This is a genomic window from Jeongeupia naejangsanensis, assembly GCF_016865585.1.
Classification (GTDB): Bacteria; Pseudomonadota; Gammaproteobacteria; order Burkholderiales; family Chitinibacteraceae; genus Jeongeupia; species Jeongeupia naejangsanensis.
The window spans coordinates 425,572-448,162 of the sequence record NZ_JAESND010000001.1 but is presented as its reverse complement, the minus strand read 5'-3'; the positions used below and the strand labels follow the sequence as shown (position 1 = coordinate 448,162).

Here is a 22,591-nt window from a genome sequence, read left to right as displayed (position 1 = left end):
CTGATGGCACTGGCGCTGGCGGGCTTGAGTCTGGCTGGGCCAGTGCAGGCAGGTCGGAGCGATGACGAGGCCGCGATCCGGCAGGTGGCAAACGATTATCTGGCGAGCTGGTCTGCCGGCGATGGCAAGAAAATGACCGCATTGCTGCATCCAAAGGCGGTCAGGCGCAGCTTGCCGGCGGCACCGGACGCGGCACTCGTCGACATCAATGCAGGTGCACTGGTTGCGGCGACCGCCGCCGGTGACGGCAAGCCCGTCGCGGGCGAAAAACCACTGCTGGCGGTGAACGTGCTTGATGTCTATGGCAATGCGGCGGTCGCCAAGGTGACCGGAAGCCAGTGGGTCGAATACCTGCAACTGGGGCGTGTGCAGGGAAGCTGGAAAATCATCAACGTGATGTACGGAGCACGCCAATGAAGCGGCTGAATGCAGCAGGTCTGGCGCTGGTCATGGGGGCGGCCAGCCTCGGGGCCAACGCGGTGCCGTGCGAACCCGAGACCTGCGCTGCGCTCAAGGCGGTGGCGCTTGACTACATCGACGGCTGGTATGACGGCAATGCGGCCAGAATGAAGCAGTCGCTGCATCCGCAACTGGTCAAGCGCGCGCTCGGCCCCGCCGGCAACGAGGGTGCCCTGGACGAAATGGGTGCCGACGGGCTGATTTTTTACACGGGCAAGGGCATCGGTGCGACGACCGATCCGGCGCGGCGCCGTGCCGAGGTGACCGTGCTGGACGTGAGCGGCGACATGGCCGCCGTCAAGGTGGTGGCGACCGACTGGGTCGACTACCTGCAGATGGGCCGTTTCGGCGCGAACTGGAAAATCGTCAATGTAGTGTGGGAGCGGCACCCGCCGGGCAAGTAATCGAAGAGGGACTGGTCGCGGTTGCCCTGGTCGCGCGGGTTGCCGCCAATGAAAAGCCCCGGGTTGTTCCGGGGCTCTTCTTTGGCAATGAACAGCGAAGCGTATCAGTCCCAGTGCGGGGCGAAATCCGGATTGGCGAGCCGCTCGCTGCGATCGAGCGTGGCGATTTGGGCCATGTCGTCGTCGCTCAGACGCAGTGCGCCGGCTTCGAGGTTGGCGGCCAGATTGGTGCGCTTGGTCGACGACGGAATCACCGTGTAGCCCAGCTGCAGCGACCATGCCAGCGCGACCTGCGCCGCACTGGTGCCGTGGCGTTCGGCGATGCCGGCAATCACCGGGTCGTGCATCACCTTGCCGTAGGCGAGCGGCATGTAGGCGGTCAGGTGGATGCCGTGGCTGCGGGCGAACTCGACGACCTTGCGGTTCTGCAGGAAAGGATGGATTTCGATCTGCAAGGTGGCGATGTTGTCGGCGCCGACCGCGGCTATGGCCTGCTGCAGGTGGGCGATGGTGAAGTTCGACACGCCGATTGCACGGGTCAGCCCTTGTTGTTTTGCTTCCAGCAGTGCCGTCATGTATTCGGCGACCGGAATCGCATCGGCGGGTGACGGCCAGTGGATCAGCGTCAGGTCGACCTGATCCATGCGCAATTTGGCGAGGCTGTCCTTCAGGCTGGGAATCAGCGCGTCGCGGCCGAGCGATTCGGTCCAGATCTTGGTGGTGACGAAGAGCTGGTCGCGGGCGATGCCGCTCTCGAACATCGCCAAGCCGACGTCGGCCTCGTTGCCGTAGATCTGTGCGGTATCGATATGGCGATAGCCGAGTTCGAGACCGGTACGGACCGAGTCGATGACGGTCTGGCCCTGAAGGCGGAAGGTGCCGAGACCGATCTTGGGCATGTTGTTCATCTGTGTTCTCCGGTATGGGTTCGATGGTGTGGGGTTTGATCAGCAGTCGGCGGTGGCCGGCTGCAGGGTCGGGACGAGCGTGGCGCGACGGTCGAGACGGCCGCTCAGGACGGTCAGGCCGAAGGCGCCGAGGACGATCAGTGCGCCGATCCACGGGGTATGCATCAGGCCGAGGTGCTGGACGATCAGCCCGCCGACCGAGGCGCCGATCGCGATGCCGACGTTGAAGGCGGCGATGTTCAGGCCCGAGGCGACGTCGACGGCATGCGGGGTGTAGTGCTCGGCCTGCTTGACGACGTAGACCTGCAGGGCAGGCACGTTGCCGAAGGCGACCACGCCCCAGGCGAGGATGGTGGCGACGATCAGCCACTTGCTGGTGGCGGTGAAGGTCAGTACCAGCAGCACGACGGCCAGCAGCAGGAAGATCAGCTTGAGCGAGGCGATCGGGCCGTGACGGTCGGCCAGCTTGCCGCCCCAGAGGTTGCCGAAAGCGACCGCGACGCCGTAGACCAGCATCACCAGACTGACGGCGTTGCCGCTGAAGCCGGCGACGTTCTGCAGGATCGGTGCGAGGAAGGTGAAGGCGGTGAACGAACCGCCGTAGCCGACCGCCGTCATCGCATAGGCGATCAGCAGGCGCGGCTGGCCGAGCACCTGCAGCTGTTGCAGCACCGGTGCAGGCGGCGTGTTGCGGATGGTGTTCGGCAGCAGCGTGGCGATGCCGGCAATGGCGACCACGCCGAGCAGCGACACGGCGAGGAAGGTTTCGCGCCAGCCGAAATGCTGGCCGATGAAGGTGCCCAGCGGCACGCCGGTGACGAGGGCAACGGTCAGGCCGGTGAACATGATTGCGATGGCGCTGGCGGCTTTTTCCTTCGGCACCAGACTGGTGGCGATGGTCGAGCCGATCGAGAAGAACACGCCGTGCGCCAGTCCGGTGAGGATGCGCGCGACGATCAGCGATTCGTAGCCGGGGGCTTGCCACGCCAGCAGGTTGCCGACGGTGAACAGCGCCATGAGCGCCAGCAGCAGCGTCTTGCGCGGCAGCTTGCCGGTCAGCGCGGTCAGGATGGGGGCGCCGATGGCGACGCCGAGTGCGTACAGGCTGACCAGCAGGCCGGCCGACGGCAGGCTGACGTGCAGGTCGCCTGCGATGGTGGGAATCAGTCCGACGATGACGAACTCCGTCGTGCCGATGGCGAAAGCGCTGATCGTCAGCGCGAACAGGGCAAGGGGCATGGTGCTACTCCGCAATTGGATACTGTGAGGGGATGCCGTGAAGCGATGCCCGAAGTGTCCCGGTTTTACATTTGCAGATTAAGATGGGTGTGTGGATAAGATATTTGACTGGTAATCAACAATGAAGACGACACTCGACGAATTGCAGGCCTTTGTCCGCGTGGTCGACTCGGGCTCGATCAGCGCCGCGGCGGTCCAGCTTGGCCAGACGGTATCAGGTGTCAGCCGGGCGCTGGCGCGGCTGGAGACCAAGCTCGACACCACCTTGCTGCACCGGACGACCCGGCGGATCGAGCTGACCGAGGAGGGCCAGGCCTTCCTGACGCATGCCTGCGGCATCCTCGCCGCGGTCGACGCCGCCGAGGAGCAGATGGCGCAGCGGCGGCAGCAGCCGGCGGGTCTGCTGCGCGTCAATGCCGCGTCGTCGTTCATGCTGCACGTGATCGTGCCGCTGGTGGGCGAGTTCCGCCGCCGCTACCCGCAGATCCAGCTCGAACTCAACACCAACGACCAGTTCATCGACCTGATCGAGGACCGCACCGACGTGGCGATCCGTATCGGCACCTTGCGTGATTCGACCCTGCACGCGCGACCGCTCGGTCGCAGTCGAATCCGGGTGCTGGCGAGCCCGGCTTATCTGGCCGCGCACGGCACGCCACACAGCGTGGCCGAGCTGGCCGGGCACAGCCTGCTCGGCTTCAGTCGGATCGACCTGTTAAACCGCTGGCCGTTGCGCGACGACGCCGGCAACGATCTGCACATCCGTCCGGAAGTAGCGGCGTCGAGCGGCGAGACGCTGCTGCATCTGGCACTGGCCGGTGTCGGCATCGTCTGCCTGTCGGACTTCATGGCCACCGCCGCGCGACAACGCGGCGAACTGGTCGAGCTGCTGGCCGACGAGGCGCTCGACGTCTGCCAGCCCATCCACGCGGTCTACTACCGCAACACCCAGCTGGCATCGCGGATCGCGTGCTTTCTGGATTTCCTCAGTGCGGAAATGCGCTGGTGAACTTCAGCCGGGAATGAAGAAACGCTCGGTCGTCGCGGTCGGCAGGCCGAGGCCGAGCGCGTCGAGCAGGGTCCGTGCAATCAACAAATGGCCATGCGCGTTCGGGTGGTAGACGTCGGCATGCAGCCAGCCGTTGTCGTGGCGTTCCCAGACCCCGGCATGATCGACCAGCGTCGCACCGGTCTCGGTCGCCAGCGCGCGCACGCAGTCGTTGTACGCCGGCAGGTGCAGACTGCGCGCGGGCATCAGCCCGCCGAGCACCGGCGTCGACGTCTGCAGCACGACTTCGCCGCCCCAGTCGCGGACCGCTTCGATCATCGTCAGCAGGTTGGCGCGAAACTCGTCGAGCGGCACCAGCTGGCCGTCGGCCGGGTCGTGGTTGCAGTCGTTCAGCGCGGCCATCAGCAGCACGATGTCGGGCTTGAAGCGGGCGACGCGGGCAGGGAAATGCTGCAGCAGCTGGCGGGTGGTGTAGCCGGAAAATGCGGTATTGATGACCACGTCGTCCGGCCGGTCCAGCTCGAAGCGGACGCGTTCGGTGAAGTGTTCACTGAACGAGCGCGCGCCGAAGGTGTGGACGATGCCGTGGGTGATGCTGTCGCCGTAGAACAGCCAGGTGACGGGGCGGGCGAGTCGGGACTGGATGGCTTGGATGGGGGGCATGGGCCGGGTTCCGGACGGAAAGACCCATCATAGGCGGCGTGCGACATGCGCCGTTTGCCGGTCTTGCCGAACCCGTCTTGCGGGCCGCATCGGGACAGCCCGGGCAAAGCGTCGGGCGAGGCGGGCCGGTTGGCCCGCCCATGCAGTCGTTAGCTGGCGGCCGGGTCGCGCACCACCACGACCGGCACCGTCGCTTCGCGCACGACACCCATTGCGTCGCTGCCCATGACCAGATGGCGGATGCCGCGACGGCCGTGGGTGCCCATGACGATCATGCCGGCTTTCCATTTCTTCGCTTCGGCCAGCACCAGATCGGCGACGGTGCCGCCGTGCTTTTCGCGCAGTTCGGCGTCGGTCGGCACGCCTTCGGCTTCGGCGATCTTCAGCGCTTCGGCGAGGACGTCGCGGCCGGCGTTGCGGATCGATTCGACATATTCGTTGACGTTCACCATGCCGCCGAAGTCGATGTACACGAGTTGCGGGTCGACAACGTGCAGCAGGCGCAGCTCCGCGCCGAGCCGCTTGGCCAGGCGCAGCGCTTCGCGCAGGCCGTGGTTGCTGGTATCGCTGCCGTCTACCGGAACGAGGATGCGGTCATACATGGCGGTCTCCTTGGCCGGGGTACCCCGGATCGATGAAGTTGCACTCGGGGACGGCCGGACTTGCACGACGACCATCCCTTCCATGTCTTCATTAGACGGCCGGACGGCGGCGCCGACCTTGGTGCAGATCAATGAATCGCTCTCGTTCGCAGCGGATCAGCGCATTGCAAAGCGCTCGCGGTGAAAGCGCCAGCCCGGCAGGCCGAGGTTGCGCCAGCTTTTTTCGAGCGCATCGCCGAGCGCTTGCGCACCGCAGTACCACAGCGTCGACTGGCTGGCGTGGCGGTTGTCGGAGAGGATTTTCGCCAGCGTCAGCGGACCGTCGCTGTCGCGCAGCACCCAGTGCAATGTGACGCCGGCCTTCTGGCACAGCCGGGCCAGCCGCGCGGAAAACGGGTTGCCGGCCGGCGTGCCGCCGCAGTAGAACAGGCTGACCGGCTGTTTGCTGCCGCCGTGCCGGGCCAGCCAGTCGAGCCGCGACAGGAAGGGCGTGATGCCGATGCCGGTGGCGACCCAGACCTGACCGCTGCCGCGGTCGGCGAAATCGAAACGGCCGTACGGCCCTTCGATGCGGACCGGCAGCCCGGGCTGCAGGATCTGCATGCGCCGGGTGTCGTCGCCGAGGTCCTTGATGGCGAAGCGGACCTCGCGCGGCGTATCGCCGGCAGAGACGATCGAAAACGGGTGCGGCTCGCCGTCGTCACCGATGCGCAGGTAGGCGAACTGGCCCGGGCGGTGCGGCATGCCGGCGTCGTCGAGCGTGCAGTGCAGTTCGACGATGCCGCCATCCTGGCGCTCGACGCCGGTCAGCGAGCCGGTGTGCTGGCGGCTGCGGCCGATATGGCCGGCCAGCGAGCGTATGGCGGTGATGCTGCCGACGGTGGCGGACAACAGCAGCAGCACGCCGAGCGGCGTCTGCCACTGCGCGACCGGCAACAGCACGACGGCATGGAAAGTCACGGCCAGGAAGGCCAGCGCGAACAGCCGGTGCACCTTGCGGAACCAGTGATAGGGAATCAGCCTGAGCAGCGCAATCGCAACCAGCGCCAGCATCAGGTAGATCGTCCATTCGCCGGCGTCCTTGGCCAGCCCGGTCAGTTGGGGGCCAAGCAGGGCAGCGCTTCCGCTGCCGCCGCGCGGTTTGGCAGCGATCCAGCCCCAGCCGGCCAGCCACTTGGGCACCAGCTTGATCATCCAGTGCAGGAAAAACAGCACGGCGGCGTAGATGCCGGCCCATTTGTGCATCCAGTACAGCTTGTCGAGCCCGCCCAGCCAGCGTTCGAGTCGTGCGGGGCGATTGGCCAGCAGCATCAGCCAGGCCATCAGCGCGTACGACAGCATGCCGCTGAGCACGATGGCCTCCTTGCGGATGCTCCAGACCGTGTGGGGCTGGGCAAACCAGGTCGGGTCGATACTGAGCATCCAGGCGATCCCGGTCACGCCCAGAACCAGCAGCAGGGACGATTTCATCCGGTTTCCTTTCGGTGTGACGACCATCAAGACTAACGCGTTATATGGTCAATCATATTGACCAATGACAATGGCGTGCCTGATCGCAGGGCGGATCGGTCCGGCGAGCAGGGTGTGCGGCTTTGGGCGACAATACGGGCCGGATGCGGCGCGTGGCCTGCCCGGTGTTTGAATGGATGAAGCAATGAGCGAGCGTGACCTGTCCCCCGGCCTGATGGTGATCCATGGCAATCGCCCGGAAGCGCTGCGCGACGTGCTGGTGAGCTGGATGACGCGCCATCCGCTGGCGCCGCTCGATCAGGAAGTGATCCTGGTGCAGAGCAACGGCATCGCCCAGTGGCTGAAGCTGGCGCTCGCCCGCGACGTCGCCGACGGTGGTTGCGGCATTGCCGCCGCGATCGACGCACAGTTGCCGTCGCGCTTCCTGTGGCAGGCCTACCGTGCGGTGCTGGGCGAGGCCGCGGTGCCGTTGCAGTCGCCGTTCGACAAGCCGCTGCTGGTCTGGCGTCTGATGCGGCTGCTGCCGGCGCTGCTGGCCGAGCCGGTATTCGCGCCGCTGGCGCGCTTTCTCGACGGTGACGACGACCTGCGCAAGCGCCACCAGCTGGCCGAGCGGCTGGCCGACCTGTTCGACCAGTATCAGGTTTACCGGGCCGACTGGCTGGCCGACTGGGCCGGCGGCGACGACGTGATCAGCACCAGCCGGCGCGGCCGGGAGCCGCTGCCCGACAGCGTACGCTGGCAGCCCCGGCTGTGGCGGGCCCTGCTGGCCGATGTGGGCGCCGATCCGGGCGACGACAGGGTCGGCACCAGCCGCGCCGAAGTGCACCGGCGCTTTCTCGAAACCGCACAAACGCTGGCGCAGCGGCCGCACGGCCTGCCGCAGCGGCTGCTGGTATTCGGCATCTCGTCGCTGCCGCAGCAGTCGCTCGAAGTGCTGTCGGCGCTGTCGCGCTGGACCCAGGTGCTGATGTGCGTGCACAACCCGTGCGAGCATTTCTGGGGCGACATCATCGCCGACAAGGACCTGCTGCGCGCCGAGCGGGCACGGCAGGCGCGCAAGGCTGGTGCGCCGGTGCAGCTCGACGACACGCTGCTGCACCTTCATGCCCACCCGCTGCTCGCGGCATGGGGCAAGCAGGGGCGCGATTTCATCGGCCTGCTCGACGCGCATGACCAGCGCGAACACTACGAGTCGCGCTTTGTCGACATCCAGCAGCGCATCGATCTGTTCGATGGCAACGGCGGGGCAACGCTGCTGAACCAGTTGCAGGACGACATCCTCGATCTGCGGCCGCTGTCCGAAACGAAGGCGCGCTGGCCGGTGGTGGCTGCGACCGATGTTTCGGTCCGCTTCCACGTCACGCACAGCCCGCAGCGCGAGGTCGAGGTGCTGCACGACCAGCTGCTCGACGCGCTGGCCACCGATCCGGCCTTGCTCGCGCGCGACATCATCGTCATGGTGCCGGACATCAATGCCTATGCGCCGCACATCCAGGCTGTGTTCGGCCTGCTCGATCCGCACGACCCGCGCTTCATCCCGTTCACGCTGGCCGACCAGGGGCAGCGCCATCACGACCCGCTGCTTGGCGCGGTCGAAAAGCTGCTCGACCTGCCGCAGTCAAGGCTGGCCGTCAGCGATCTGCTCGATCTGCTCGAAGTGCCGGCATTGCGGCAACGTTTCGGCATTGCCGAAGACCAGTTGCCGTTGTTGCACCGCTGGGTCGCCGCGGCGCGGGTGCGCTGGGGCCTGCATGCCGAACAGCGCAGCAGCCTCGAGCTGCCACAGGCCTTCGAGCAGAACAGCTGGTTCTTCGGCCTGCGGCGCATGCTGCTCGGTTACGCCGTCGGCAGCGGCGATGCGTGGGGCGGCATCGAGCCGATGGACGAGATCGGCGGGCTCGACGCCGCGCTGCTCGGGCCGCTGGCGTGTTTGCTCGAACGCCTCGACGCACACTGGCGCGCGCTGCGCGAAACGGCCGATCCCGACGGCTGGTGCGAACGGCTGCGCGCGCTGCTTGGCGACTTTTTCGACGCCGATGACGGTGACGACGGCTTCACGCTGATGCGCCTCGACGACTTGCTGCAACAATGGCAGGACGCCTGCGCCGCGGCCCGGCTGACCGAGGCGCTACCGTTGTCGGTGGTGCGCGAATACTGGCTGGTGCAGCTCGACCAGAGCAGCCTGAGCCAGCCTTTCTTTGCCGGTGCGGTGACGTTCGCCACGCTGATGCCGATGCGGGCGATTCCGTTCCGCATGGTCTGCCTGCTGGGCATGAACGATGGCGACTACCCGCGCACGCGCGTGCCGATGGATTTCGACCTGATGGGCCACGACTACCGTCCCGGCGACCGCTCGCGCCGCGAGGATGACCGCTACCTGTTCCTCGAAGCGCTGCTGTCGGCGCGCGACCGGCTGCACGTCAGCTGGGTGGGCCGCAGCATCTTCGACAACAGCGAGCGGCCGCCATCGGTGCTCGTTGCACAACTGCGCGATCATCTCGCTGCGGGCTGGCAGCTCGACGGTGCCGCCGACGATGGCGCGCTGCTGCATGCGCTGACGATCGAACACCGGCTGCAGCCGTTCAATCGCGACTATTTCGGCACCGATCCGCGGCTCTTCAGCTATGCGCGCGAGTGGCGCGAAGGGCTGGCCGGTGCGGCCGAGGTCACGCCTGTACCTGCTCCGGCGGCGCAGATGTCGCTGCAGTTCGACCTGCCCGAGCCGACGGCCAGGGGGCAGGAAGCGTCCGAGCAGGTGCCGCTGCCGCCTTTGGCCTGGGACGGCACGCTGAGCCTGCGCCAGCTTGCCGATTTTTTGCGCGATCCGGTCCGCAGCTTTTTTCGCCAGCGCCTCGGCGTTTACTTCGAGATCGCCGATCCGGCCAGCGAAGATCACGAGCCGTTCGCGATCGATGCACTTGAAAACTGGCGGTTGCAGGACGAACTGATCCGCGCGCAGCTGGCCGCGCTCGACCGTGGCGAAGCGCGCGAGCCGGCATTGCTGGCGCAGCTTGAACGGATCGAACGCCGTGGCGAGCTGCCGCCGGGCCAGTTCGCCGCCGTCTTGCGCAATGATCTTGCCGAGCCGATGGACGACCTGTTCGCCCGTCATGCCGCTGCACTGGCCGACTGGCCGCATGCTTTGCCGGACGAGGAAATCGACGACGCCACCGCCGAGCCGCGCGTCGCCGACTGGTTGTCCGGCCTGCGCGGCAACGACGCCGGCGAGCGGGCACGCGTGCTGCTCGAAAGCAACAGCCTGCTCAAGGACCGCGCCTACCGGCGTGACAAGCTGGTGCCGTACTGGGTTGCGCATCTGGCCGGCCACCTTGGTGGCGCACCGCTGACCAGCATCATCGTCGGCAAGAACGGTACGGTGACTTTGCCGGCACTGGATCCGGAAGTGGCGCGCGCGCACTGGAATGCCTTGCGTGCCGCATGGTGCGACGGACTGAACCGGCCGTTGCCGCTGGCACTGAAAACCGCGCTGGCGTGGCTGGCCAAGGGCGGCCGGGCCGGCGCGGGGCCGTTCCCCGATGCCATTCGTGCCGCACGGGATTGCTACGAGCTACACGATCCCGACAACAAACGCTTTGCCGAGCGCGCCGAAAACCCGTATCTGGCGCGGGCCTGGCCCGACTTTGACGCGCTCTCGGATGGCGGCGGGTTCGCCAGCCTGGCTGACGCGCTGCTGCGCCCGCTGCACGATGCGCTGGACGGCGGCAAAGGCCGCAAGGAAGACGCATGAACCGGATTCCCCCGACCCTGAACGCGCTCGACTTTCCGCTTTCCGGCAGCCGGCTGATCGAGGCCAGTGCCGGTACCGGCAAGACCTTCACCATTGCCGCACTGTACGTGCGGCTGGTGCTGGGGCATGGCGACGATGCTGCCTTCACCCGGCCACTGACGCCGCCGGAAATTCTGGTCGTCACCTTTACCGACGCGGCCACCAAGGAGCTGCGAGACCGGATCCGTGCGCGGCTTGCCGAGGCAGCGACGGCGTTTCTGGCCGATCCGGACCGGATCGATTCGGTCGAACCCGGTCAGGATTTCCTGCACGACCTGCGCGCTGCGTATCTGGTCGAACACTGGCCGGCATGCGCGCGCAAATTGCAGCTGGCGGCCGAATGGATGGACGAAGCTGCGGTGTCGACGATCCACGGCTGGTGTAACCGGATGCTCTCCGAGCACGCCTTCGACAGCGACAGCCTGTTCACGCAGCGACTGGAAACCGACCAGAGCGAACTGCTGGCCGACGTGGTGCGCGATTACTGGCGCACATTCTATTTCCCGCTGGCGGCCGGCGATGTGGCCATCGTGCGGCAGTGGTGGGCCGATCCCGACGGGCTGCAACGCGATCTGCGCAAGCTGCTCGAGTACACCGGGGTGCTCGGTGAAGGGCGGGTGCCGGTCCAGGCGATCGGCAGCGCACGCGACGAAGCCGCCCGCTTGCTGAGCGAAATCAAGTCGCCGTGGCCGGCATGGGCCGACGAGCTCGAGACGCTGCTCGACGGTGCGGTGGCCGCCAAGGCGGTAGACGGCCGCAAGCTGCAGCGCCGCTATTACGAGCCTTGGCTGAAAACATTGCGGGACTGGGCCGGTGATGCATCGGTCATCCCCGAACTCAAGACCGGCTGGACCCGGCTGACGTTCGAAGGGCTGGCCGAAGTCTGGAAGGACGGCAGCCCGCCGGCTCACCAAGCGCTCGATGCCATGGTCGACCTGCGCGAACGGCTTGATCAGTTGCCCGACGCGCGCGCCGATCTGTTGCGTCACGCTGCGCGCTGGGTATCGCAGCGCTTTGCGCTGGAGCAGGCGCGGCGGGCGCAGATGGGCTTCGACGACCTGCTGACCCGGCTCGATGCCGCGCTGCACGGCCCGAACGGTGCGCGGCTGGCCGAGCTGATCCGTACGCAGTTTCCGGTCGCGATGATCGACGAATTCCAGGATACCGATCCGCTGCAGTACCGGATTTTCGACGCCGTTTACCGCGTTGCCGATCCGGGCAGCGACCGCGCGCTGATCCTGATCGGCGATCCGAAGCAGGCGATCTACGCATTCCGCGGCGCCGACATCCACACCTATCTGCGCGCCCGGCGCGATACCGGCGGTCGGCACTACACGCTGGCGACCAACTACCGTTCGACGGCGGCCATGGTCGGCGCGGTCAATCACGTGTTCGGGCGGGCCGAAACGCGGCAGGCTGGCGCGGGGGCGTTCCTGTTTCGCGATGGCGACGACAATCCGGTCCCGTTTCTGGCCGTGGGCGCCAATGGTCGCGCCGATGGCCTTGTCGTCAATAACGAGGCGGTCGCGGCCTTGAACTGCTGGTATGTCGACGATGCCGACGAGATGTCCAAAACCGAATACGTCCAGCGCTTCGCCACCGCGTGCGCCGACCGGATCGTGGCGCTGCTGCGGCTGGGGCAGCAGTGCAAGGCCGGATTCGACGCACCGGGCGAGCCGCGCAGGCCGCTGCGGCCCGGTGACATTGCGGTGCTGGTCAATACCGGTCGCGAGGCCACGGCAGTGCGCAAGGCATTGGCCGGCGGCGGCGTGCGCAGCGTCTACCTGTCGGACAAGGAATCGGTGTTCCAGAGTCCGCAGGCCGCCGAGCTGCAGCGCTGGCTGGCTGCCTGCGCCGAGCCCGACGACGACCGGCTGCTGCGTGGTGCACTGGGCACCGCGTCGCTCGGTCTCGCCTGGGACGTGCTGGACCGGCTGAACCACGACGAACAGGCGTGGGAAAACCGGGTGATGCAGTTCCGCGCCTACCGGGCATGCTGGCGCAAGCAGGGCGTCTTGCCGATGCTGCGCCGGCTGCTGAACGATTTCGACGTGCCCCTGCGTTTGCTCGGCAAGGACGACGAACGCGCGCTGACCGATCTGCTGCACCTGGCCGAGATGCTGCAACAGGCCAGCACGCAGCTCGACGGCGAGCATGCGCTGATCCGGCATCTGGCCGAACAGCGGCAGGACGCCGGCGGCGGCAACGATGCGCGCAAGCTGCGGCTGGAAAGCGACGCGGCGCTGGTCAAGGTCGTGACCGTGCACAAGTCCAAGGGGCTGGAGTACCCGCTGGTCTTCCTGCCTTTTGCCTGCGCATTCCGCGCGACCAAGATGGACGACTTGCCACTCAAATGGCACGACGATGACGGCAATTTGCATGTGGCACTGCGTGGCGACGCCGGCGCGGCGGCTCGCGCCGATCGCGAACGGCTGGGCGAAGACCTGCGCAAGCTCTATGTGGCGCTGACCCGGGCGCGCTACGCGACCTGGATCGGTATGGCGCCGTTGAAGGGGCTGGCGCAGAGCGCGCCCGGTTATCTGCTTTGCGGCGGTGAAGCGGTGTCGGCGGCGGACCTGAAGCCGGCGCTCGATGCGCTGCGTGGCAGCAGCGTCGACATCGCCGTGCTGCCCTTGCCGCCGGAGCAGCACGAGGCCTACCGGCCCGACTCGGCCAATGCCGGCCTCGGCCCCGAGCGGCGTTTGCAGATGGCGCCGCGCGAGCCGTGGTGGATCACCAGTTATTCGGGGCTGCTGGCCGGTGCGCTCGACGACGATGCAGGTGTCGTCACCGTGGCGCCGGCCGAGACCGCTGCCGAAGACATTTTCGCCGAAAGTCACGACAGGGCGGTTGTGCAGCCGACCATGCCGCTTGATGGCGGCCTGCATGCCTTTCCGCGCGGCCCGGGGCCGGGGAGTTTCCTGCACGGCGTGCTCGAATGGGCGGCCAACACCGGCTTCGGGCGCGTGTTTGCCCATCCCGCCGAAGCCGGGGACCTGATCGCGCGGCGCTGCAACCTGCGCGGCTGGCAGCGCTGGATTGCGCCGTTGTCGGACTGGCTGTCGCAACTGCTCGATACGCCGTTTTCCTTGCCCGGTGCCGCGCCGGTGCGGCTGGCGGCGCTCGGCCGTTACCAGCTGGAAATGGAGTTCTGGTTTGCACTGCATCAGGCGGATACCCGCAAGCTCGACGCGCTGCTGCGGCAGCACACGCTGGCCGGTGCCTCGCGGCCGACGCTGCTGCCCAGACAGCTGAACGGCATGCTCAAGGGCTTCATCGACCTCGTGTTCGAGCACGAGGGGCGCTATTACGTGGCCGACTACAAATCGAACTGGCTTGGCGCCGACGAATCCGGCTACACCGAGGCGGCGATGGTCGAGGCGGTACTGGCGCACCGCTACGACCTGCAGTACGCGCTGTATGTGTTCGCGCTGCACCGGCTGCTCAAGTCGCGCATTCCCGATTACGACTATGACGCGCACGTTGGCGGCGTGCTCTACCTGTTCCTGCGCGGTCACCGGGCCGAGACGCAGGGGCTTCACTTTACCCGACCGCCCCGCGCGCTGATCGATGCGCTGGAGCAGTTGTTCAGCGCCACAACCGAGGAGACCGGCGCATGATGCCGCAGTCCGAAATGCTGGCGCTGTTGGCGCGCTGGGCCGAGCGTGGCTGGCTGCGCGAACTGGACCGCGCCTTTGCCGCCTTTCTGGCCGACGAAGCGCCGGACGCGTCATCGCTGCTCCTGCTCGCTGCCGCGCTGGCGAGTCATCAGCTGGGTCGTGGTCACGTCTGCCTCGATCTGCAGGCAACGCTGGCCGACAGCAGTTTCGTGCTGTCCCTGCCACCGGACGGCGATGACGAAGCCGGGCTGCTGCTGCCTTCGGCCGTGCTCGCCGGGATCGATCTGGCCGCGTGGCAGGCGGCCTTGCAGCATCCGGTGCTGACCGGTCACGGATCGGGCGCGTCGCCGCTGGTGCTCGCCGGCGCGCGGCTCTATCTGCGCCGCTACTGGCAGTACGAAGTCGACGTGCGCGCAGCGATCGAGGAACGGCTGACGCGCACCGCCGAGCAGCGGGCCGGCCTGCCGTTGGCCGCGCTGAAGCAGGCGCTGGATGCGCTGTTCCCGCCGGCGCAGCATGCGGGCGCCGACTGGCAGAAGCTGGCGTGCGCGCTGGCCGCCGGCAACGGCTTCAGCATCATCACCGGCGGTCCCGGCACCGGCAAGACGACAACGGTGGTCCGGTTGCTGGCCCTGTTGCAGAGTTTGGCCTTGCAGGGTGACGACGCCCGGCCGCTGCGCATCCGTCTGGCTGCGCCCACCGGCAAGGCGGCGGCGCGGCTTGGCGAGTCGATCGCCGGTGCGGTCCGGCAGCTGCCACTGGACGGCTTGTCCGACGGCGAGGCCATTCGCACGGCGATCCCGGTGGAAGTAACGACGCTGCACCGGCTGCTCGGTAGCAAGCCGGACAGCCGCCACTTCCGTCACGACGCGACCCATCCGCTGGCGCTGGATCTGCTGGTTATCGACGAAGCATCGATGATCGATCTGGAAATGATGGCTGCCGTGCTCGCGGCCTTGCCGGCCTCGGCAAGGCTGATCCTGCTCGGTGACAAGGACCAGCTGGCGTCGGTCGAAGCCGGCGCGGTGCTTGGCGAGCTGTGCCAGCGTGCGCGCGAAGGCCATTACTGGCCGGCGACGCGTGACTGGCTGGCCGCGGCGAGCGGCGAGCACATCGATGCGGCGCTGATCGACGCCGGTGGCACTGCGCTGGATCAGGCAGTTGTCATGTTGCGGCACAGCCACCGTTTTTCGGCTGCCAGCGGGATCGGCCAACTGGCCGAGGCGGTCAACGCGGGCGATGCCGACGCGGTGCAAGCGGTCTGGGCGCACGGTTACGGCGATCTGGCACGGATCGAACTGACGCCGGACGATGCCGCCTTGCGCGATCTCGTCATCGATGGTGCCGCAGCGCGGTTTAGCACGGACGAAAGCAAGGCGGCGCCATCGGGTTACCGCCACTATCTGCAGGTCATGGCTGCGCAGCATCCGGCGGCGACTGCGGATCAGACGGTGTTCGACGACTGGGCGAGGGCAGTGCTGGCCGCCCATGGCCGGTTCCAGTTGCTATGTGCCTTGCGGCGCGGACCGTGGGGCGTGGAGGGCTTGAACCAGCGCATCGCCGAGCTGTTGCACGCCGAGGGCCTGTTGCCGGCGCATCAGGGCTGGTATGCCGGTCGGCCGGTGCTGGTGACGCGCAACGATTACGGCCTTGGCCTGATGAACGGCGACATCGGCATGACCCTGTCTGCCGCCGGCGAGGACGGCACGAAGCTGCGTGTGGCCTTCCCGGCGGGTGACGGCCGGATCAAGTGGGTGCTGCCAAGCCGGCTGCAGGCAGTGGAAACTGTGTTCGCGATGACGGTACACAAATCGCAGGGGTCGGAGTTCAGCCATGCGGCCTTGCTGCTGCCCGACCGGCTCAATCCGGTGCTGACGCGCGAGCTGGTCTACACCGGCATCACCCGCGCCCGGCTCTGGTTCACGCTGGCGAGCGCCGGGCCGGACTGGCAGGTGCTGAAGCCGGCCATCCTGCGCCGGGTGCAGCGCGCCAGCGGGCTGCTGGCCGACTGAGGGTGCTGGTCGTTCGCGCGCGGCTTTGCGGTGGCCGGCACGCGCGAAGTCATGGCGGGGATTGAACGCTGGTAACGTCCTGCAGACCGGCAAGCTGGCGCAGGTAAGGCCACGGGTAGATGCCGCGCTCGTGGCCGTCGCTGAACTGCAGTTGCACGGCATAGTGGCCGAGCGGCACCAGACCGGTCAGTTCGATGCCGGCAACAAGGGCTGCAGGCCGGCCGCGCAGGGCGGCAGCGCGGCAATCGGCGCAGCGGCAGTTGGCGCGCAGTACGCCGGCGTCGAGCACCGTTCCGCTGTCCTGCCATTGCAGTGTCAGGGCTTTCGGGGAGAGGAGTACTTCGCCGGGCGTCATGCAGCCTCCAGACGGCCGAGTGCCAGCCTTGCCGCCTTGCGTACTTCGGGGTCGGGATCGGCGGTGGCGACGTCGAGTGCCGCCCGCGCACCCGCGTCGCCGATTTCGCCGAGCGTGATCGCTGCTTCCTTGCGCAGGTTGCCGGCCTGATGCGCCAGGCTGGCGATCAGCGCCGGCAGTGCCGCCGCGTCGCCGATCAGGCCCAGCGCACGCGCCGCCTTGATCCGCACCTGCCAGATGTCCTGTTCCAGTGTTGCGATCAGTGCCCCGGTGGCCGTAGCGAGACGCAGTTTGCCCAGCGTGGTGGCGGCCTCCTCGCGCACCGGCCAGTGGTCGTCGCCCAGTGCGGCGAGCAGGGCCGGTGCGACGCTGGCGTCCGCGGCAAAACCGAGTGCACCGGTGGCGACGCGACGGACTTCGGCATCGGTATCGTGCCGCGCCAGACCGGCGAGGGCAGGCAGCGCATCGATCGCCTTCAGCCAGCCGAGCACACCGACCGCCTCGCGGCGCACACCGGCATCGGCATGCGTCAGTGCGGCCAGCGCCGGATCGCGCGCGGCCGGCAGGCGCAGTTCGCGCAGGGCGCGCAGCGCTGCGCTGCGGGCAAAGGCATCCTCATGCCCTGCCCACGGCAGCAGCGGCACACCGGCTTCCTGTGATTTCAGTTCGGACAGCGTCTGCGCGGCGGCGGTGCGTACATCGACATCATGGTCGAGCAGCCGCGCAGCCAGCGCTGCGGCAACGTTCGCATCGTCCCAGCCGGCCAGCAGGCGTGCCGCTTCGCTGCGCACACCGGCGTCGGCATCGGCGAGCGCTGCGACGAGCAGGGGCACATGCTCGGGGTCGCCATCGTCGGCGAGTTCGATCAGCGCCACGCGGCGGATGGTGGCATCGGCGGCGGCGAGGCGCGGCGCCAGTGCGGCGAGGTCGCCCGACAGGGAAGAATAGGTATCGGTCATGGTGTTCCGGTCAGATGGCAAATTGCAGCGTTCGGATATCCGGTGCGCCCAGCGGCGTCAGCCGGGGCAGCGGTGGTACCGGTGCGTCGTGGTGCAGCAGCGCAAGGCAATGGCGTTTGAGTGCGACAAAATCGGCGCTGGTCGACAGGTCCGCACCGCGCGGCCGTGCGAACGGCAGTCGCAGGTCCTCGACGATGCGGCCCGGGCGCGGGCTCATCACGAGGATGCGGTCCGCGAGGAACAGCGCCTCGTCGATGTCGTGGGTGACGAAGACCACCGTGGTGCGGAATCGCGTCCACACGTCGAGCAGCAGTTGCTGCATTTTCAGCCGCGTCAGCGCATCGAGCGCGCCGAACGGTTCGTCCATCAGCAGCACGCGCGGCTGGCCGATCAGCACCCGGGCGATCTCGACGCGCTGCTGCATGCCGCCCGACAGTTGCGACGGATAGCGCTGCTCGAAGCCGGCCAGTCCGACCAGCGCCAGCAGCTCGCGCGCGGTGACGTGGCGTTCGGCCCGCTTGATTCCGCGCATCTTCAGGCCGAAGGCAACGTTGTCGATCACCCGGCGCCACGGAAACAGCGTGTGGTGCTGGAACACCAGACCGCGTTCGGACGACGGGCCGGTGACGGCGCCATCGTCGATGTGCAGGGTGCCGGCGCTGGGCGTCAGGTGCCCGGCCAGCGCGCCGAGCAGCGTCGACTTGCCGCAACCGGAGGGGCCGAGCAGGCAGACGAACTCGCCCGGCGCGATGTCGAGGTCGACACGGTCGACGGCGGTGAAGGCATCCGTACCCTGACCGACGCGGATCGACACCTGGTCGAGCGCGATGCGGCCGGCTGCGGTGGTGGGCGGGAGCGGGGCGTTCATCGCGATGCTCCCCGCCACGGCATGGCCAGCCGGCCGAACGTGCGGATCAGCGCGCTGCTGCCCATGCCCAGTACGCCGATCAGCAGCATGCCGACGACGATGTTGGCGTAGTTCTGCAAGGTGTAGCTCTCCCAGGTGTAGTAGCCGATGCCGAACTGCCCCGAGATCATCTCGGCGGTAACGAGGCAGAACCAGCAGGTGCCCATGCCGATGGCGAGACCGGTGACAATGGCCGGTGCGGCGCCGGGCAGGATCACCTCGGTGAACACGCGCCAGCGGCGCGCGCCCAGACTGCGTGCCGACGCGACGAGGCGCGCGTCGATGCCTTCGACGCCGTGGATGGTGGCGAGCAGGATCGGGAACAGCGCGCCGACGAAGGTGATGAAGATCATCGACACCTCCGATGACGGAAACAGCAACACCGACAGCGGAATCCACGCGACCGCCGGAATCGGCCGCAGCACCTCCAGCGGCGGCAGCAGTGTGCCGCGCGCCCAGCCGAAGCGGCCGATGGCCAGACCGAGCGCGATGCCGGCCACCGCCGCGGCGGCAAAGCCGGCGAACACGCGCCAGAGGCTGTGGCCGAGGTGGAACAGCAGCTTCGGCGACTGCAGCAGGTCCAGACCCGCATCCCACACCTCGCGCGGCGACGGTGCGTTGGCGAAGGTGACCAGACCCAGATGCAGCTTGCTGGTGGCAAGCACATGCCAGAGCAGCACGCTGGCAAGGAGCGATATACCCGGCAGTACCCAGGCCGCCGGGTTGGGAAGGCGCAGGCTCATCGTCCGGCCTCAGTTGCTGGCCAGTTTGGCAGCGGGCTGGATGCCAGCGTAGTCGACGACCTTGGCGCGATTGGCCTTGGCCCACGCTGCGGCCGAATCCTTGAGCAGGAAGGCGGCGAGCTGGCCCTTGCCGTCCTGCGCGAACCACGCCTGCCGCGCCAGCAGCTTGATGCCGCTGCCGTAGTCCTGCGCGTAGATCACGCGGATGCGCTTGCCGCCGGCTTCGATGCGCTTGGCGTCGGCGACGGCCGATTCCAGCGTGGCGTAGTGGCGCACCTTGGGTTCGCCCTCGATCCATACCTGACCGAGACGGCGGAAGTCGGTGATCGGCTTGCCGGTCAGCGCGTCCTTGGCCTTCAGCGGCAGCTTGTCGTAGTGCTTCAGCTGCGCGTCGTAGTCGAGACCGGCCTGCTTGAACGCGGCGCGGATGTAGCGGTCGTCGACGAAGGTCGCGACGTCGAGATCGGCGTCGGTGCGCTTCAGGAAGCGCAGCGTTTCGATCGACGTCTTCACCGCCTGACGGTACTCGGGTTTCCAGCTGAAATCGCGCGTCTGCAGACCGAGCGGACCGTGGAACAGATAGGCGACCTCGGCCTCGATACCGGTGGTCTTCTCGATCAGGTCGCTGTATTTCTCCGGTTCGGCGGCATACAGCCGGTCGGCCTCGATCGCGGCACGCAGGAAGGCGGTGACGATCTCCGGGTATTTCTTCGCGTAATCGGCGTTGACCAGCGAGCCGTGGAAGGTCGGCGCGTTGGCCTGCGAGCCGTCGAAGATCTTGCGGGCGAAGCCGCGGTACGGGAACAGCTCGGCGAACGGCACGAAGTCGGCGTGGGCGTCGATCTTGTTCGCCTGCAGCGCCGGGCCGGCGACTTCCGGCGCCTGCGTGGTGATGGTGACGTCCTTTTCCGGGTCGATGCCGTTGGCCTTCAGCGCGCGCAGCAGCATGCCGTGGGCGGTGGAGGCGAACGGCACCGAGATGGTCTTGCCGCGCAGCTCGGTGATCGACTGGATGGCCGAATCCTTCGGTACGACGATGCCGTTGCCGCTGCCCTGCGTGCTGCCCGACAGCACGGTGATGAACAGGCTCTTCTTGCCGGCCTTGTCGAAGGCGGCGCCGTTGAGCGAGCCGGGGAAGTCGGCCATCGAGCCGATGTCGAGCTTGTCGGCGACCATCTCGTTGGTCAGCGGTGCGCCCGAGGTGAAGTTCTTCCACTGGATGTCGTACTGCGCGTCCTTGTACTTGCCGTCGCGCGGCAGGTATTTCTCCAGCAGCTTCAGTTCGCGGATCAGTACGCCGCCGGTGGCGCAGTTGATCGTGGTGTCCTGCGTGCCGATGGCGATGCGGATGATCTCGGCGTGGGCGAGGCCGGCGGTGAACAGCGCAAGCGCCAGTGCGCCGAGGCGGTGGGTCAGTTTCATGATTTCTCCAGTGGTTTTATGTGTGTGGCGAATCGGTGGCTGCTAGCGCAGCAAATACGGGATGTCGACGTGGACTGCGCCGGTCGGGCAATCCTTCTCGCACGGCATGCAGTACCAGCACTCGTCGAACGCCATATAGGCCTTGCCCTTGCTGAGGTCGATGGCCAGAACGTCGAGCGGGCAGACGTCAACGCAGACGGTGCAGCCCTTGTCGGCAATGCACAGGTCGTCGTCGATGCGGACCGGCACGCTGGTGCGCTGCTCGGTGATGGAAAAGATCGGGAAACTCATGCCGGTACGGCCTCCTTGTGGATGCGCAGCTGCTGGTAAGCCGCCTGTTCGTCGTGATCCATGGCGATTACATAGGGTTCGAGCGCGCGCTTGAAGCACGCCATCTCGCCGGCGGCGTTCTTGTGCAGCTGGACGTGCACGCGCCAGTCGGCGTCGTTGCGCTCGGGGTAATCGACGCGGGCGTGATACAGGCCCCAGCGGCTCTCTGTGCGGTAGAGCGAGGCGCGGGCGGCCATCTCGGCGCAGTCGCGGATCGCGTGGACTTCCATCGTCCGCATCAGCTCGTGCGGATTGCGTGCGTGCAGCAGTTCGAGGTCGTCGCGGATCGCCTCGAAGCGCTCCAGCCCCAGCAGCATCTTGCGGGTGACCTTGGGCGGCTGCAGGTAGTCGTTCACCATGCGGCGCAGCTTGTATTCGACCTGCGCCGGCGGCAGGCCGGATTCGCGTAGCAGCGGCGCCCACACCCGCTGGCGCTCGGCGTCGATCTGGCTGGCGGCTACGCGGGCGTGACCGTGTTCCTGCGCATGGCGCGCTGCCGATTCGCCGGCGAATCGGCCATAAACGAAGGCGCCGAGCATGTAGTTGTGCGGCACGCACGCCATGTCGCCGGCCGAAAACAGCCCCGGCACCGTCGTCGCCGCGTGCTCGTCGACCCACACGCCGGATGCCGAATGGCCGCTGCACAGGCCGATTTCGGAAATGTGCATCTCGACCATGCGCTCGCGGTAATCGGTGCCGCGCCCGGCGTGGAAGCGGCCGCGGCTCGGGCGCTCGTTGGTGTGCAGGATGGTCTCGATCTGGCTGATCGTTTCCTCGGCCAGGTGGTCGAGCTTGAGGAACACCGGGCCGTTGCCGCCGGAAAGTTCGTTGTGGAACTCCTCCATCATCTGGCCGGACCAGTAGTCGCACTCGATGAAGCGCTCGCCCCGGCTGTTGGTGGTGTAGCCGCCGAACGGGCCGGTGACATAGGCGCAGGCCGGGCCGTTGTAGTCCTTGATCAGCGGGTTGATCTGGAAGCACTCGATCCCCGACAGCTCGGCGCCAGCGTGGTAGGCCATGCTATAGCCGTCACCGGCGTTGGTCGGGTTCTCGTAGGTGCCGAACAGATAACCAGATGCCGGCAGGCCCAGCCGCCCGGCCGCACCGCACGCCAGTACCACCGATTTGGCGCGCACCACGTGGAAGTCGCCGGTGCGGCAGTCGAAGGCGAAGGTGCCGGCGATGCGGCCGTCGTCGCCGACGATCAGCCGCGTGGCGACGAGGCGGTTGGTGATCTCGACCCGGGTTTTCTTCAGCTGCCGGTACAGCACCTTCTTGATGTCGTGGCCTTCGGGCATCGGCAGTACGTAGGTGCCCATGTGGTGGACCTTGCGCATCGCGTAGTCGCCGGTCTCGTCCTTTTCGAACTTCACGCCCCAGCGGTCCAGCTCCTCGATCATCGCGTAGCTGTTCTCTGCGTAGGCGAGGATGGTCTTCTGGTTGACGATGCCGTCGTTGGCGGCGGTGATCTCGCGCACATACTGCTCGGGCGTGGCAAAGCCGGGGACGACGGCGTTGTTCAGGCCGTCCATGCCCATCGAGATCGCGCCGCTGCGCTTGACGTGGGCTTTCTCCAGCAACAGTACCTTGAGGCTCGGATCGGCCTGCTTGGCCTTGACCGCGGCCATCGGCCCGGCGGTGCCGCCGCCGATGACGAGGACGTCGACCTCGCGTTCGATTGTATTCATTGATGTGGTCT

At 67.4% G+C, this 22,591-nt stretch carries 18 protein-coding genes; 6 read left to right on the top strand and 12 right to left on the bottom strand.

Annotated features, from left to right (window positions below; all coding sequences use genetic code 11):
- Positions 1-3: 3 nt before the first annotated feature.
- Both JMJ54_RS02100 and JMJ54_RS02095 read left to right on the top strand, forming a co-directional pair.
- Entirely contained in the window at positions 4-417 is a 414-nt protein-coding gene (locus JMJ54_RS02100) for a nuclear transport factor 2 family protein (protein ID WP_203536294.1), read from the top strand.
- Positions 414-863 (top strand): nuclear transport factor 2 family protein, encoded by a 450-nt coding sequence (locus tag JMJ54_RS02095; protein WP_203536293.1) that lies wholly within the window; start codon positions 414-416, stop codon positions 861-863. The genes JMJ54_RS02100 and JMJ54_RS02095 overlap by 4 nt, the downstream gene beginning before the upstream one ends.
- A 104-nt stretch (positions 864-967) precedes the next feature.
- On the opposite strand, the gene dkgB is transcribed toward JMJ54_RS02095, so the two are convergent.
- Both dkgB and JMJ54_RS02085 read right to left on the bottom strand, forming a co-directional pair.
- Positions 968-1,771 carry a 2,5-didehydrogluconate reductase DkgB gene (dkgB, locus tag JMJ54_RS02090; RefSeq protein ID WP_203536292.1) on the bottom strand — a complete coding sequence of 268 codons (804 nt, stop codon included), beginning with the start codon at positions 1,769-1,771 and terminating at the stop codon, positions 968-970.
- A gap of 39 nt (positions 1,772-1,810) precedes the next feature.
- The gene (locus JMJ54_RS02085; protein WP_203536291.1) at positions 1,811-3,010 is read right to left on the bottom strand and encodes an MFS transporter; all 1,200 of its coding nucleotides are present in this window, start codon (positions 3,008-3,010) and stop codon (positions 1,811-1,813) included.
- Positions 3,011-3,131: 121 nt separating this feature from the next.
- Between JMJ54_RS02085 and JMJ54_RS02080 the strand changes: the two genes are divergently transcribed.
- On the top strand, positions 3,132-4,019 hold the full coding sequence (locus tag JMJ54_RS02080; RefSeq protein ID WP_203536290.1) for a LysR family transcriptional regulator: 888 nt from the start codon (positions 3,132-3,134) through the stop codon (positions 4,017-4,019).
- Between the two features lie 3 nt (positions 4,020-4,022).
- Here JMJ54_RS02080 and JMJ54_RS02075 read toward each other — a convergent pair whose 3' ends face one another.
- The 3 genes from JMJ54_RS02075 to JMJ54_RS02065 all read right to left on the bottom strand — a co-directional run bounded on the left by JMJ54_RS02075 (position 4,023) and on the right by JMJ54_RS02065 (position 6,754).
- Positions 4,023-4,682: an SGNH/GDSL hydrolase family protein gene (locus JMJ54_RS02075; RefSeq protein WP_203536289.1), complete on the bottom strand. Its 660-nt coding sequence runs from the start codon at positions 4,680-4,682 to the stop codon at positions 4,023-4,025.
- 149 nt (positions 4,683-4,831) lie between these two features.
- The gene (locus JMJ54_RS02070) at positions 4,832-5,284 is read right to left on the bottom strand and encodes a universal stress protein (RefSeq protein WP_203536288.1); all 453 of its coding nucleotides are present in this window, start codon (positions 5,282-5,284) and stop codon (positions 4,832-4,834) included.
- A 156-nt stretch (positions 5,285-5,440) separates the two neighbouring features.
- On the bottom strand, positions 5,441-6,754 hold the full coding sequence (locus tag JMJ54_RS02065; RefSeq protein WP_203536287.1) for a ferredoxin reductase family protein: 1,314 nt from the start codon (positions 6,752-6,754) through the stop codon (positions 5,441-5,443).
- A gap of 184 nt (positions 6,755-6,938) precedes the next feature.
- On the opposite strand from JMJ54_RS02065, the gene recC reads away from it, so the two are divergent.
- From recC to recD, 3 genes are read left to right on the top strand one after another with little or no spacing between them, the layout of a single operon-like run.
- Positions 6,939-10,505: an exodeoxyribonuclease V subunit gamma gene (recC, locus tag JMJ54_RS02060; protein WP_203536286.1), complete on the top strand. Its 3,567-nt coding sequence runs from the start codon at positions 6,939-6,941 to the stop codon at positions 10,503-10,505.
- On the top strand, positions 10,502-14,164 hold the full coding sequence (recB, locus tag JMJ54_RS02055; RefSeq protein ID WP_203536285.1) for an exodeoxyribonuclease V subunit beta: 3,663 nt from the start codon (positions 10,502-10,504) through the stop codon (positions 14,162-14,164). Before recC ends, recB begins: the two co-directional genes overlap by 4 nt.
- Positions 14,161-16,176 (top strand): exodeoxyribonuclease V subunit alpha, encoded by a 2,016-nt coding sequence (gene recD, locus JMJ54_RS02050; protein ID WP_203536284.1) that lies wholly within the window; start codon positions 14,161-14,163, stop codon positions 16,174-16,176. Before recB ends, recD begins: the two co-directional genes overlap by 4 nt.
- Before the next feature lie 49 nt (positions 16,177-16,225).
- Here recD and JMJ54_RS02045 read toward each other — a convergent pair whose 3' ends face one another.
- From JMJ54_RS02045 to JMJ54_RS02015, 7 genes are read right to left on the bottom strand one after another with little or no spacing between them, the layout of a single operon-like run.
- On the bottom strand, positions 16,226-16,531 hold the full coding sequence (locus JMJ54_RS02045) for a gamma-butyrobetaine hydroxylase-like domain-containing protein (protein WP_203536283.1): 306 nt from the start codon (positions 16,529-16,531) through the stop codon (positions 16,226-16,228).
- Positions 16,528-17,490, bottom strand: coding sequence for a HEAT repeat domain-containing protein (locus JMJ54_RS02040; RefSeq protein ID WP_203536282.1), 963 nt, complete (start codon positions 17,488-17,490; stop codon positions 16,528-16,530). The genes JMJ54_RS02045 and JMJ54_RS02040 overlap by 4 nt, the downstream gene beginning before the upstream one ends.
- Before the next feature lie 10 nt (positions 17,491-17,500).
- Positions 17,501-18,358, bottom strand: coding sequence for an ABC transporter ATP-binding protein (locus JMJ54_RS02035; protein ID WP_203536281.1), 858 nt, complete (start codon positions 18,356-18,358; stop codon positions 17,501-17,503).
- Positions 18,355-19,140 carry an ABC transporter permease gene (locus tag JMJ54_RS02030; protein ID WP_203536280.1) on the bottom strand — a complete coding sequence of 262 codons (786 nt, stop codon included), beginning with the start codon at positions 19,138-19,140 and terminating at the stop codon, positions 18,355-18,357. Before JMJ54_RS02030 ends, JMJ54_RS02035 begins: the two co-directional genes overlap by 4 nt.
- 9 nt (positions 19,141-19,149) lie before the next feature.
- Entirely contained in the window at positions 19,150-20,562 is a 1,413-nt protein-coding gene (locus JMJ54_RS02025) for an ABC transporter substrate-binding protein (protein WP_203536279.1), read from the bottom strand.
- 42 nt (positions 20,563-20,604) lie between these two features.
- Positions 20,605-20,853: a 4Fe-4S dicluster domain-containing protein gene (locus JMJ54_RS02020; protein ID WP_203536278.1), complete on the bottom strand. Its 249-nt coding sequence runs from the start codon at positions 20,851-20,853 to the stop codon at positions 20,605-20,607.
- The gene (locus tag JMJ54_RS02015; RefSeq protein ID WP_203536277.1) at positions 20,850-22,580 is read right to left on the bottom strand and encodes a fumarate reductase/succinate dehydrogenase flavoprotein subunit; all 1,731 of its coding nucleotides are present in this window, start codon (positions 22,578-22,580) and stop codon (positions 20,850-20,852) included. The genes JMJ54_RS02020 and JMJ54_RS02015 overlap by 4 nt, the downstream gene beginning before the upstream one ends.
- Positions 22,581-22,591 lie beyond the last annotated feature (11 nt).

Bases quoted from the DNA above. Each gene is read 5' to 3' on its own strand.
- JMJ54_RS02065 (WP_203536287.1), bottom strand. From the start codon at position 6,754: ATGAAATCGTCCCTGCTGCTGGTTCTGGGCGTGACCGGGATCGCCTGG.
- recB (WP_203536285.1), top strand. From the start codon at position 10,502: ATGAACCGGATTCCCCCGACCCTGAACGCGCTCGACTTTCCGCTTTCC.
- JMJ54_RS02100 (WP_203536294.1), top strand. From the start codon at position 4: ATGGCACTGGCGCTGGCGGGCTTGAGTCTGGCTGGGCCAGTGCAGGCA.
- JMJ54_RS02085 (WP_203536291.1), bottom strand. From the start codon at position 3,010: ATGCCCCTTGCCCTGTTCGCGCTGACGATCAGCGCTTTCGCCATCGGC.
- JMJ54_RS02070 (WP_203536288.1), bottom strand. From the start codon at position 5,284: ATGTATGACCGCATCCTCGTTCCGGTAGACGGCAGCGATACCAGCAAC.
- recC (WP_203536286.1), top strand. From the start codon at position 6,939: ATGAGCGAGCGTGACCTGTCCCCCGGCCTGATGGTGATCCATGGCAAT.
- recD (WP_203536284.1), top strand. From the start codon at position 14,161: ATGATGCCGCAGTCCGAAATGCTGGCGCTGTTGGCGCGCTGGGCCGAG.
- JMJ54_RS02025 (WP_203536279.1), bottom strand. From the start codon at position 20,562: ATGAAACTGACCCACCGCCTCGGCGCACTGGCGCTTGCGCTGTTCACC.
- JMJ54_RS02015 (WP_203536277.1), bottom strand. From the start codon at position 22,580: ATGAATACAATCGAACGCGAGGTCGACGTCCTCGTCATCGGCGGCGGC.
- JMJ54_RS02080 (WP_203536290.1), top strand. From the start codon at position 3,132: ATGAAGACGACACTCGACGAATTGCAGGCCTTTGTCCGCGTGGTCGAC.
- JMJ54_RS02040 (WP_203536282.1), bottom strand. From the start codon at position 17,490: ATGACCGATACCTATTCTTCCCTGTCGGGCGACCTCGCCGCACTGGCG.
- JMJ54_RS02020 (WP_203536278.1), bottom strand. From the start codon at position 20,853: ATGAGTTTCCCGATCTTTTCCATCACCGAGCAGCGCACCAGCGTGCCG.
- JMJ54_RS02030 (WP_203536280.1), bottom strand. From the start codon at position 19,140: ATGAGCCTGCGCCTTCCCAACCCGGCGGCCTGGGTACTGCCGGGTATA.
- JMJ54_RS02045 (WP_203536283.1), bottom strand. From the start codon at position 16,531: ATGACGCCCGGCGAAGTACTCCTCTCCCCGAAAGCCCTGACACTGCAA.
- JMJ54_RS02035 (WP_203536281.1), bottom strand. From the start codon at position 18,358: ATGAACGCCCCGCTCCCGCCCACCACCGCAGCCGGCCGCATCGCGCTC.
- JMJ54_RS02095 (WP_203536293.1), top strand. From the start codon at position 414: ATGAAGCGGCTGAATGCAGCAGGTCTGGCGCTGGTCATGGGGGCGGCC.
- dkgB (WP_203536292.1), bottom strand. From the start codon at position 1,771: ATGAACAACATGCCCAAGATCGGTCTCGGCACCTTCCGCCTTCAGGGC.
- JMJ54_RS02075 (WP_203536289.1), bottom strand. From the start codon at position 4,682: ATGCCCCCCATCCAAGCCATCCAGTCCCGACTCGCCCGCCCCGTCACC.